The organism is Pseudomonas sp. P5_A2_2 (genome assembly GCF_054177685.1).
On sequence record NZ_JBGCUL010000084.1, the window covers coordinates 1 to 10997 of the forward strand.

At 58.3% G+C, this 10997-nt stretch carries 9 protein-coding genes; 1 reads left to right on the forward strand and 8 read right to left on the reverse strand.

The genetic code is table 11. The features are described from left to right. The coding region (locus tag ACXRVY_RS08960) for a polymorphic toxin type 44 domain-containing protein (RefSeq protein ID WP_458237268.1) at positions 1 to 1000 on the forward strand (1000 nt) is incomplete at its 5' end. A gap of 1597 nt (positions 1001 to 2597) precedes the next feature. Here ACXRVY_RS08960 and nuoN read toward each other — a convergent pair. The 8 genes from nuoN to ACXRVY_RS09000 all read right to left on the reverse strand — a co-directional run. Beyond that, positions 2598 to 4061, reverse strand: coding sequence for an NADH-quinone oxidoreductase subunit NuoN (gene nuoN / locus ACXRVY_RS08965; RefSeq protein ID WP_458237269.1), 1464 nt, complete (start codon positions 4059 to 4061; stop codon positions 2598 to 2600). 7 nt (positions 4062 to 4068) lie between these two features. Beyond that, complete coding sequence (nuoM, locus tag ACXRVY_RS08970) at positions 4069 to 5601, reverse strand: NADH-quinone oxidoreductase subunit M (protein ID WP_458237270.1); 1533 nt, start codon at positions 5599 to 5601, stop codon at positions 4069 to 4071. A gap of 39 nt (positions 5602 to 5640) precedes the next feature. Further along, entirely contained in the window at positions 5641 to 7494 is a 1854-nt protein-coding gene (gene nuoL, locus ACXRVY_RS08975) for an NADH-quinone oxidoreductase subunit L (protein WP_223461548.1), read from the reverse strand. Beyond that, positions 7491 to 7799, reverse strand: coding sequence for an NADH-quinone oxidoreductase subunit NuoK (gene nuoK / locus ACXRVY_RS08980; RefSeq protein ID WP_007946416.1), 309 nt, complete (start codon positions 7797 to 7799; stop codon positions 7491 to 7493). Before nuoK ends, nuoL begins: the two co-directional genes overlap by 4 nt. A gap of 2 nt (positions 7800 to 7801) precedes the next feature. Further along, positions 7802 to 8305 carry an NADH-quinone oxidoreductase subunit J gene (gene nuoJ / locus ACXRVY_RS08985; RefSeq protein ID WP_223461551.1) on the reverse strand — a complete coding sequence of 168 codons (504 nt, stop codon included), beginning with the start codon at positions 8303 to 8305 and terminating at the stop codon, positions 7802 to 7804. Between the two features lie 9 nt (positions 8306 to 8314). Further along, the gene (gene nuoI / locus ACXRVY_RS08990) at positions 8315 to 8860 is read right to left on the reverse strand and encodes an NADH-quinone oxidoreductase subunit NuoI (protein WP_007970449.1); all 546 of its coding nucleotides are present in this window, start codon (positions 8858 to 8860) and stop codon (positions 8315 to 8317) included. Positions 8861 to 8870: 10 nt separating this feature from the next. Next, a complete protein-coding gene (gene nuoH, locus ACXRVY_RS08995; protein WP_046037838.1) occupies positions 8871 to 9878 on the reverse strand; it encodes an NADH-quinone oxidoreductase subunit NuoH in 1008 nt (335 codons plus the stop codon). Continuing rightward, positions 9875 to 10997: molybdopterin-dependent oxidoreductase (locus ACXRVY_RS09000; RefSeq protein ID WP_458237271.1), on the reverse strand; the 1123-nt coding region annotated here is incomplete at its 5' end. The genes ACXRVY_RS09000 and nuoH, both read right to left, overlap by 4 nt.

Here is a 10997-nt window from a genome sequence, read left to right on the forward strand (position 1 = left end):
GTATGGCATCGCCCATGMTCGCGATGGTGATCGAGTCACCTGTGGCCAGGACGGCAAGATTTACAAAATCGTCGGTGGCATTTCGCACATGATCAGTCATGGCAAAGCCATGGCTGGCACGCTGGATAGCCATAGTGGTTGCCCCTGTAAAGCCCGACTGATTCCCTCGGTGTTCACTGCGACCTATCAAAACGAGACACGCCCCGCGCCGCGTGCGACCAGCGGCGTCGGCTCACTGGCGCCCCAAACTGATAACAGGTTTGCATCGAGACAGCAGGTGGCTGATCCGAAACCTGCAACGAAGGCCACGGCCTTTCTCGTCGATCCAGCTTCCTGCAATCATCCGGACCGAATGGAAGAACTGGCTTGGTACATCGCCAACGAGATGAACCGCAACATCACGCACCCTTCGGTTCTGAAAATGAAGGAGCTGAACAGCTACAGCCCGGAGGCTGAAACAAATAAATATATGGAAATCCCGTTTTATCTGCGACTCGGCCATCAACCCAACTTCCACAGCATCGCCCTTGTCAAGCGAGCCGAGGCGTTTGCGCTGTGGACAGAGCGCGTTGGGCAGAATCGGCCTTGGGATCATAAGCCGAAGATAAAAGTTAATTTTGGGGGCGATGTTCGTCACAAGCAGGGAAAGTATGACTATTTTTACGATATTTGGTCGAATATTCATTACGGATATATAGGAATGGCTGCGGGTTTTTCGGAACAGGTGTTATTGGATGGTGCAGGTGCTGAGCAGATCATTTCCGACACGGTACGTAAGCTTCAAGATTGGGAAAATAGGCCCGGACCTCATCGCTCAGAGGACATAGAGGGATTAAGGGCGTGGGATGACATACCGGACAGGAAGTCCATTGCTATTGGCGTCAACCTCTTCATCACTTATTCAACCGGTGGAGTCAGCGCCAAGACTATTATGGATGAAGTGCTTGCGGGTGATCCGTCTGATTGGGGGAAAGGTATAAGTGTCCACAAATGCGGATAAAAGGTGCCGTTTTTATCTCAAACGCAGACTGCTAACACTATTGCTACTGATATATCTTGTCTGGTATGTCGCTGTCCCGAGGGTCAAAGTCTATTTCTCAGATGATGGAAGTGGTAAATTAGAATTTGTTCTAAATACTCAGAACGATATCTTTAGAGGGGAGATCTTTCCCGGCGAATCTACAGGAGGACCTGGTCATCTTTTTTTCGATGGTGATTTCTTTATGCGGCTTGACTGGACTGCCTCAAATAAAAGTCATTGTATAATGATAAATCCTAGCTGGCCGACGACCAATATCTACATTGCAGCAGATGGAGCTCTCGACAAAAGCTCTAGCAGCGGAACAGATTTAGAGCAATTAGATAAATGCCCTTAGTCAGCGGGATGCGCAGTGTTGGTTTGACCAGCCGGGTGCGCCGAAGCCGAAACTGGCGGACGAGAAGCCCAAAGGGGAGACCGTGAGCTACGCCGAAGTGCTGAAATCGTGGGAGGCGGCGCGTAAACGGCTGAGGCTGTGAAAGGCGAACGGCACCGAAATGTGCCGTTTTATTGGCGGCTGTTTTATCGCCTTCGCGAGCAGGCTCGATCCCACAAGTAATTGAAGGCGCTCCCAGTTGCGTTTAAAAGAGAATCACTGTGCGATATTGGTATTTTTTCAAATTTTTCCAATGAGCAAGAGTCAATACTTATATAGCCCTATGTCCAAAAAACATAGAAATTAAATATAGAAACCAGCCAGTGCAAAGACTGTATATTATTGTTCTCATGTATATTTTTGAGTAAGGTCGGTTCTTGTAGTGTGCTATAGATATTGCTAACAAGCCTATTGATAACAAAGTCAGGATCAGTATGGGGATGATCATTTCCATTTTAGTGAATTCGTACCATACTACTGGGCTACCCTTCATGAGATAGGGGAATGCTATGTGCTGGTTATAAATTGATTTGGCTGAGATCAAGGTGAAAGTGAAAGCAGTAGTGCTGAGTATTAAAGTTAATCGCCAGCGTGGTGCTTTTTTTGTAATTATGGGGTGCGCTTTTTTTCTACACGAATAGCAATTTCCGTGTTTGATTCTGGATGTTCCTGTGTTGTTTGGCGCGTGGCAGCTGTTACATCTATTTGTTTTTGACTTCATTGATCAATGTTGTCCATTCGTCATTATTTCAGCCAATCCACTAGCGTCCGAAGTGGTCGTACAGCTGTGGCGAGGGAGTTTGCTCTCGCCGTCCGGTCAGCGCTCGGGAGAAGTAGGCGCCAAAAACTTCAGTCTGCTGCTGTTTTCCGAGCACACCGGCCTCACCGGGATTGGGACTTCTGCGTAGTCCAGCGGAAGCGAGGTCCCTCGCCACAGACGTGTGTTGTTGACGCTTTTTGGCCGTGGACTCAAAGCCCTCGACCAACTCAGACATAACACTTCGCTTCATTGTCTACACCTGAAAGCCGGCCACTAGCTTAGAAGCAACTGCGCCGGTTGTATGTCAGTTGCATCCGGTCTCCTTGCAGGCACTTTCCGAGAAAGGGGAGAGCAATCCCCCAAACGCAAAAACGGCACCCGAAGGTGCCGTTTCTGTTTGCTACCGAGAGTCGCCTAAGCGATCAACCCACCAGGCCCGACTGCTGAACCAGGTTCAACAACGGTTGTGGGTACAGGCCGAGGAAGAAGGCCAATACCGCGATGGCCAGCAGCATCACGCCACCTGCGCGTTGTTCCCAGTGCAACTGGGCGTCGACGCGACGCAGGTTCGGTTCGATCAGGTACAGGGTGACCATCACACGCAGGTAGTAGAACACGCCGATGGCGCTGCCCAGTACCAGGGAGCCGACCAGCCACCACTGATGGGACTCGACACCGGTGGCGATGATGTAGAACTTGCCGATGAAGCCCGCGGTCAGCGGGATACCGGCCAGGGACAGCATCATCACGGTCAGCACAGCGGTCAGGTACGGACGGCGCCAGAACAGGCCGCGGTATTCGTACAGGGCGTCTGCGTCACGGCCTTTGTACGGCGAGGACATCAGGGTGATCACGCCGAAGGCGCCAAGGCTGGTGATCACGTAGGTGACCAGGTACACGCCGATGGCTTCCACGGCCAGGCCCTWGCTCGCCACCAGGGCGATCAGCAGGTAGCCGAAGTGGGCGATGGACGAGTAACCCAGCAGACGCTTGAGGTTGCTCTGGGTCAGGGCCAGCAGGTTACCGAACAGGATCGACGCGATGGCGATGATGGTCAGTACGTTGCTCAGCACGCCACTGCTCGCCGCTGGCGAGATCTGGAATAGACGCACCATCACCGCGAACACGGCCACTTTCGAAGCAGTAGCGAGGAACGCGGCAACCGGTGCCGGAGCACCTTCGTAGACGTCCGGAGTCCAGAGGTGGAAAGGTACCAGCGACAGCTTGAACGCCAGGCCGATCAGCATCATGCCCAGGCCCAATTGAGCCAGCGAGCTTGGCAGGCCAGTGGCCGCCAGGGCCTGGCCGATACCGACAAAGCTCAGGGAACCGGCGTCAGCGTAGAGCAGGGCCATACCGAACAACAGGAACGCCGAACCGGCCGCCGACAGCACCATGTACTTGATACCGGCTTCCAGCGAGCGCTTGTTGAAGAAGGCATAAGCCACCAGACCGTAGACCGGTACCGAGAGCAGTTCCAGACCGACGAACAATCCGGCCAGGTGCTGCGCGCTGACCAACACCAGGCCGCCGGCGGCGGCCATCAGGATCAGCAGGTAAAGTTCTTCACGGTTGCCCGGGTAACCCGTACCGCCATCGCCGAGGTAGGCGTGGGCGAGGGTCACACAAGCGAGGGTGGCGACCAGGATCAGCGCCATGTACAAGCAAGCGAAGCTATCGATTTGCAGCAGTGGGGTYACAGCCAATGGCGCGACCTTCAAGGCTGGCAGGATCGACAGCAACGCCAGGTTCAGACCCGCCACCGACAGCAGGAAGGTCTGGGAGTGGTTGCGGCGCCAGGCAATTGCCAGCATCACCACGATGATCGTGGCGCTGGTAATCAACAGCGGCGCTAGCGCGATAAAGTGTTGAGTCGTGAATTCCATAGCGCTCTTACCGGGCCGAAGCGAGTTGAGTGAAGGCGGTGCCGAGCCACTGCTGCACGCCATGCATCGTAGCGGCAGAGGTATCGAGGAACGGTTGTGGGTACACGCCGATGTAAATCAGCAGTGCGGCCAGACCGACCACCATGATCATTTCGCGACCGTCCATGCCATGCAACACCGCGTCCGATTTCGACGGGCCGAAGTAGGCACGGTGGATCATGATCAGCGAGTAGACCGAACCGAACACCAGGCCGGACGTCGCGATGATGGTGACCCATGGAGCGATCGGGAAGGTGCCGATCAGGATCAGGAACTCACCGACGAAGTTACCGGTCGCCGGCAAGCCCAGGGACGCGGCGGCGAAGAACAGGCTGAGGGCCGGCAGGTAGGCGATTTTCGACCACAGGCCACMCATTTCACGCATGTCGCGGGTGTGGGTGCGTTCGTACAGCTGACCACTCAGGATAAAGAGTGCCGCCGCCGACAGGCCGTGCGCCAGCATCTGCATCACCGCACCCTGCAGCGCCAGTTGGCTGCCGGAGTAGATGCCGATCAGTACGAAGCCCATGTGGGAAACGGACGAGAAGGCAATCAGGCGCTTGATGTCGGTTTGCGCGAACGCCAGGAACGCACCGTAGAAGATCCCGATCAGACCCAGGGCCATGGCGAACGGCGCAAACTCGGCCGAGGCATTCGGGAACAGCGGCAGGGCGAAACGCAGCAGGCCGTAGGCCGCGGTTTTCAGCAAGATACCGGCGAGGTCGACGGAACCTGCAGTTGGCGCCTGGGCGTGAGCGTCAGGCAACCAGGAGTGGAACGGCACCACGGGCAGCTTCACCGCGAAGGCGATGAAGAAACCGAGCATCAGGATGTACTCGGTGGTCGTCGACATCCTGGTTTTCAACAGATCGGCGTAGTTGAAAGTAATCACGCCGGTGTCGTTGAAGTTGACCAGTACCAGACCCAGGATCGCCACCAGCATGATCAGGCCGGAAGCCTGAGTGAAGATGAAGAACTTGGTCGCCGCGTAGATCCGGGTTTTCTTGCCGTCCGAAGAACTGTGACCCCAGAGCGCGATGAGGAAGTACATCGGCACCAGCATCATTTCCCAGAAGAAGAAGAACATGAACAGGTCGAGGGCGAGGAACACGCCGACGACACCGCCCAGGATCCACATCAGGTTCAGGTGGAAGAAGCCCACGTGACGCTGGATCTCTTTCCACGAGCAGAGAACCGAGAGGACACCCAGCAGGCCGGTCAGCATGATCATCAACAGCGACAGGCCGTCGAGGGCCAGGTGCACGTTGATGCCGAAGCGCTGGATCCAGACGTGCTTGAACTCAAGCGCCCAGGTCGGATCGGCGCCTGGCTTTGGTGCAAATGAATAGTCACCGTTGGCCCACAGCCAGAGGCCGAGGGAGAGCAGCAGGGACATGGTGATCAGCGCAATCCAGCGCGGGAGGGTGGCGCCGAAGCGCTCACCCATCCAGCACAGCAGGCCGCCGATGAAGGGGATCAGGATTAGCCAAGGCAGAATCATGACGGGTTCGTTTCCTTTCGCAAATTCGCAAGGTTCATATCAGACCGCTACCAGCACGACGGCGCCAATGACCAGCACGGCACCAGCAGCCATCGAGGCGGCATACCAACGCAGTTGACCGGTCTCGGTACGGCTCAGGGCGGTGTGACCGCCTTTGGCCATGCGCGGGATCAGACCGATGGTCTGGTCGAGCGGGTCTTTGCGCAGGATATGGTTGATCGCCAGGTAAGGCTTGACGAACAGTTTGTCGTAGATCCAGTCGAAGCCCCAGGCAGCGAACCACCAGGCCGAGAGGACACGGCCGATGCCGCTGTTGGCGATGGCGGTGACGAAGCGACGCTTGCCGAGGAACAGCAGCGCGGCCAGCAGGATACCGGACAGGGCGATGGCGCCCGAAGCGATTTCCAGGCTGTGCTTGGCTTCGCCGCCGGCATGGCCGACGCTTTCCGGCAGTACACCGTGCAGCGGTGGAACGATCATCGCGCCGATGGCGGTGGACAATACGATCAGCACCGACAGTGGCAGCCAGTGGGCAATGCCGTGACCGGCGTGGGCTTCGGTCTTCACTTCACCGTGGAACGCGATGAAGATCAGGCGGAAGGTGTAGAGCGAAGTCATGAACGCGCCGACCAGACCTGCATATAGCAGGCCGTTGTTGCCGCTGGCGAACGCTTCCCAGAGGATTTCGTCCTTGGAGTAGAAGCCTGCGGTCACCAGAGGCAGTGCCGCCAGGGCCGCGCCGCCGACGATGAAACTGGCGTAGGCCAGTGGCAGTTTCTTCCACAGACCGCCCATCTTGAAGATGTTCTGCTCGTGGTGGCAGGCAACGATCACCGAACCGGACGCAAGGAACAGCAGGGCCTTGAAGAAGGCGTGGGTCATCAGGTGGAAGATCGCGCCGTCCCAGGCACCGACGCCCAGGGCCAGGAACATGTAGCCGATCTGGCTCATGGTCGAGTAGGCGAGGATACGCTTGATGTCGGTCTGAACCAGGGCTGCAAAACCAGCCAGGACCAGGGTCACGCCACCGACTATTCCTACCAGATGCAGGATTTCCGGCGCCAGGGTGAACAGGCCGTGGGTACGGGCAATCAGGTAGACGCCAGCGGTCACCATGGTTGCGGCGTGGATCAGTGCCGAAACCGGGGTAGGGCCGGCCATCGCATCCGCCAGCCAGGTTTGCAGCGGCAGTTGCGCCGATTTACCGACAGCGCCGCCCAGCAGCATCAGGGTAGCCATGACCATCCAGAAATCGCCGGACTGGAATTTCTGCGGAGCCAGCACCAGCAGTTCCTGGATGTTCAGGGTGCCCAGTTGGGCAAACAGAATGAACAGGCCGATGGCCATGAACACGTCGCCGATACGGGTCACGATGAAGGCCTTGAGTGCGGCGTTACCGTTATTGCGGTTGCTGTAGTAGAAACCGATCAACAGGTACGAGCACAGGCCCACGCCTTCCCAACCGAAGTACACGAACAGCAGGTTATCGGCCAGGACCAGGAACAGCATGCTGGCGATAAACAGGTTGGTGTAGGCGAAGAAGCGCGAGTAACCGTCTTCACCGCGCATGTACCAGGAGGCGAACAGGTGGATCAGGAAGCCCACGCCGACGACCACACCGAGCATGGTCACGGACAGGCCGTCCAGGTGCAGGGCGAAGTTCGGCGTGAAGCCTTCCACCGCCATCCATTGCCACAGAACCTGGGTGTAGTGACCACCTTCCGGCGGGGCGACGTTGAATTGCCAGATCACATAGGACGCGACGATCGCAGACAGGCCAATGGAGCCGACGCCGATCAGCGCCGAGAGGTTTTCCGAGAGACGGCCGCGAGAAAACGCCAGCAGCACAAAACCGATCAGAGGGAACAGGAAAGTCAGATAGAGAAGGTTCATCCGCGCATCTCACTGGCAGCGTCGATATCGAGCGTGTGGAAGCGGCGATACAGTTGCAGCAGGATCGCCAGGCCAATACTGGCCTCGGCCGCTGCCAGGCTGATCACCAGGATGAACATGATCTGTCCATCCGGCTGCGCCCAGCGGCTACCGGCAACGATGAACGCCAAAGCGGAGGCATTCATCATGACCTCCAGGCTCATCAGCACGAAGAGGATGTTGCGGCGGACCATCAGGCCGACCAGACCGAGGCAGAACAGGATGCCGGCGACCGCCAGACCATGCTCCATAGGGATAGCAGGCATCGTCATTGCTCCTTGGCTTCGTTGCGGCCCAAGTGGAACGCCGTGACGGCTGCGGCGAGCAGCAGCATCGAGGCGAGTTCGACCACCAGCAGGTAAGGACCGAACAGACTGATGCCCACGGCCTTGGCGTCTACGGTGGTGTGGCCGATGGCTTCACCGGTCTGGTGGGAGAACAGCACGTACAGCAGTTCCGCCAGCAGCAGCGCGGCGAGGAGGACCGGGCCGCCCCAAATGCCGGGCTTGAGCCAGACGCGCTCTTGCTGAACCGAGGCCGGGCCCAGGTTCAACATCATCACCACGAACACGAACAGCACCATGATGGCGCCAGCGTAGGCGATCACTTCCAGGACACCGGCAAACGGTGCGCCGAGGACGAAGAACGTCATCGCCACGGCGATCAGCGAAATGATCAGGTAGAGCAGGGCGTGCACAGGGTTGGTGTTGGTGATCACGCGAAGCGTGGACACCACAGCGATACCCGATGCGAAATAGAAAGCGAATTCCATCTTTCTTCCTTAAGGCAGCAAGCTCTTCACGTTGATCGGTTCGGCTTCATTCTGCGCGGAGCCTTTCGGCTTCCCGGCAATCGCCATACCTGCAACACGATAGAAGTTGTAATCAGGGTTTTTGCCGGGGCCGGAGATCAGCAGATCTTCTTTCTCGTAAACCAGGTCCTGACGTTTGAACTCGGCCATTTCGAAATCCGGTGTCAGCTGGATCGCGGTGGTCGGGCAGGCTTCCTCGCAGAGGCCGCAGAAAATGCAGCGCGAGAAGTTGATGCGGAAGAAGTCCGGGTACCAGCGACCGTCTTCGGTTTCAGCTTTCTGCAGCGAGATGCAACCGACCGGGCACGCCACGGCGCACAGGTTGCACGCAACACAACGCTCTTCACCGTCGGGATCGCGGGTCAGGACGATACGTCCACGGTAGCGCGGCGGCAGGTAGACCGGTTCTTCCGGGTACTGCAGCGTGTCGCGCTTGCGGAAGGCGTGGCCGAAAATCATCACCAGGCTGCGAAGCTGGGTGTAGAAGCCATGCACGATGTCAAATATGTACTTCATGATTCTATCCTCACTGAGCCGCGACGGCGGGCGTGTTGAGCAACACGATCGCAGCGGTCACCAGCATGTTGACGAGGGTCAGCGGCAAGCAGAACTTCCAGCTGAAATCCATCACTTGGTCATACCGTGGGCGCGGAATCGAGGCGCGCAGCAGGATGAAGAACATGATGAAGAACGCGGTTTTCAACGCGAACCAGATGAACGGGATCTGCGGCAGGATGCCGAACGGACCGTGCCAGCCACCGAAGAACAAGGTCACCAGCAGCGCCGAAATCAACACGATGCCGATGTACTCGCCGACGAAGAACATGCCCCATTTCATGCCGGCGTATTCAATGTGGTAACCGTCGGCCAGTTCCTGCTCCGCTTCCGGCTGGTCGAACGGGTGACGGTGAGTCACGGCGACGCCAGCGATGAAGAAGGTCAGGAAACCGAAGATCTGCGGAATGACGAACCACAGGTTCTGCGCCTGGTATTCGACGATGTCACGCATGTTGAACGAGCCAACCTGGATCACGATGCCCATCAGCGACAGGCCCATGAACACTTCGTACGACACGGTTTGCGCCGAGGCCCGCAAGCTGCCCAACAGGGCGAACTTGTTGTTGCTCGACCAGCCGGCGAACAGCACCGCGTAGACCGACAGACCGGCCATGGCGAAGAAGAACAGGATGCCGATGTTGATATCCGCGACACCCCAGGTCGGGGTGATCGGGATGATCGCGAAGGCAATCAGCAAGGCGCTCATGGCCACGACCGGCGCCAAAGTGAAGATTACTTTGTCGGCGAACGGCGGGGTCCAGTCTTCCTTGAAGAACATCTTGATCATGTCGGCCGCGATCTGGAACGCGCCGAACGGACCGACGCGGTTCGGACCGTAACGGTCCTGCCAGAGGGCGAGCAGACGACGCTCGACCCAGCTCAGCAGGGCGCCGCAGACCACTACGGCGAGCAGAATCACCACGGCCTTGAGGACTGCGATGATGATGTCGATCACTTCAGGAGTGAACAAGGTCATTGAGCTGCCTCCTGCAGACCGTCAACGGATTGGCCAAAGATGGCTGGCGGAATGCCGGCGATGCCCGCAGGCAGTGCCACCAGACCAGCACCCAGCTCTTCATTGATGCGCAGCGGCAGACGCAGGGTCTGGCCGGCCACGTTCAAGCTCAGCATGGCGCCATCATTGACACCCAGGCGGTCGGCTTCGGACTTGGCCAGTGCGACGTAGGCGGCCGGGATGCGTTCCTGAACCGGAGCGGCTTTCGAAGAGTTCTCTTCGCTGCCGAACAGGTGGAAGAACGGCACAACCTGCCAGGTGCCCTGGGCCGGGTTGAACGCGCGCGGAACGCTGGCGAACCAGTTCAGCGAGTCACCGCTGGTTTCGATCAGGCGGGTGCCCGGGTCACCAGCGCGGATGTGACCACCGACTTCGTCCTGGAACTTGTTCCAGGCTTGCGGCGAGTTCCAGCCCGGAGACCAGGCGAATGGCACTTGCTGACGCGGTTCGGCGGAACCCGAGTAACCTTCCATTGAGAAGGCGAACGCGGTGTCCTTGTCCTGCGGGGTACGCGGTTCGTGCACGTTGATGTCGGCACGCATGGCGGTACGACCGGAGTAACGCAACGGTTCGCGGGCCAATTTCATGCCCTTGATGCGGAACGCGGCGGACGGTGCGGCATCAACAATGCGGTTCAGGATCGAGGTGCTGGAAGCGACGGCGGCGGTGGCGTGGTCCAGTTGGGTCCAGTCGATCGGCTGGTTCAGCAGGGTCGCGCGCAGGGCATGCAGCCAGCGCCAGCCTTCATGAACCAGGATGCTCGCATCCATGTACTTCGGATCGAAAACCTGGAAGAAACGCTGGGCGCGGCCTTCCTGGCTGACCAGGGTACCGTCGCCTTCAGCGAAGCTGGCGGCTGGCAGAACCAGGTGCGCGCGATCGCTGGTGGCAGTCTTCTGATGGTCGGCGACGATCAGCACTTTGGCGGCGGTCAGTGCAGCATCGACCTTGGCCTTGTCGGTACGGGTGTACAGATCGTTTTCCAGCACGACGATGGCGTCGGCCTTACCGTCGATAACGGCTTGCAGCGCGGCATCGACCGATTCGCCACCGAGCATGGCCAGGCCGAGGCTGTTGGCC

What these genes read in the sequence shown, in the direction of transcription:
- nuoH (WP_046037838.1), bottom strand. Translation starts at nt 9,878, where the DNA reads ATGACCTTGTTCACTCCTGAAGTGATCGACATCATCATCGCAGTCCTC.
- nuoI (WP_007970449.1), bottom strand. Translation starts at nt 8,860, where the DNA reads ATGAAGTACATATTTGACATCGTGCATGGCTTCTACACCCAGCTTCGC.
- nuoK (WP_007946416.1), bottom strand. Translation starts at nt 7,799, where the DNA reads ATGCCTGCTATCCCTATGGAGCATGGTCTGGCGGTCGCCGGCATCCTG.
- nuoJ (WP_223461551.1), bottom strand. Translation starts at nt 8,305, where the DNA reads ATGGAATTCGCTTTCTATTTCGCATCGGGTATCGCTGTGGTGTCCACG.
- nuoL (WP_223461548.1), bottom strand. Translation starts at nt 7,494, where the DNA reads ATGAACCTTCTCTATCTGACTTTCCTGTTCCCTCTGATCGGTTTTGTG.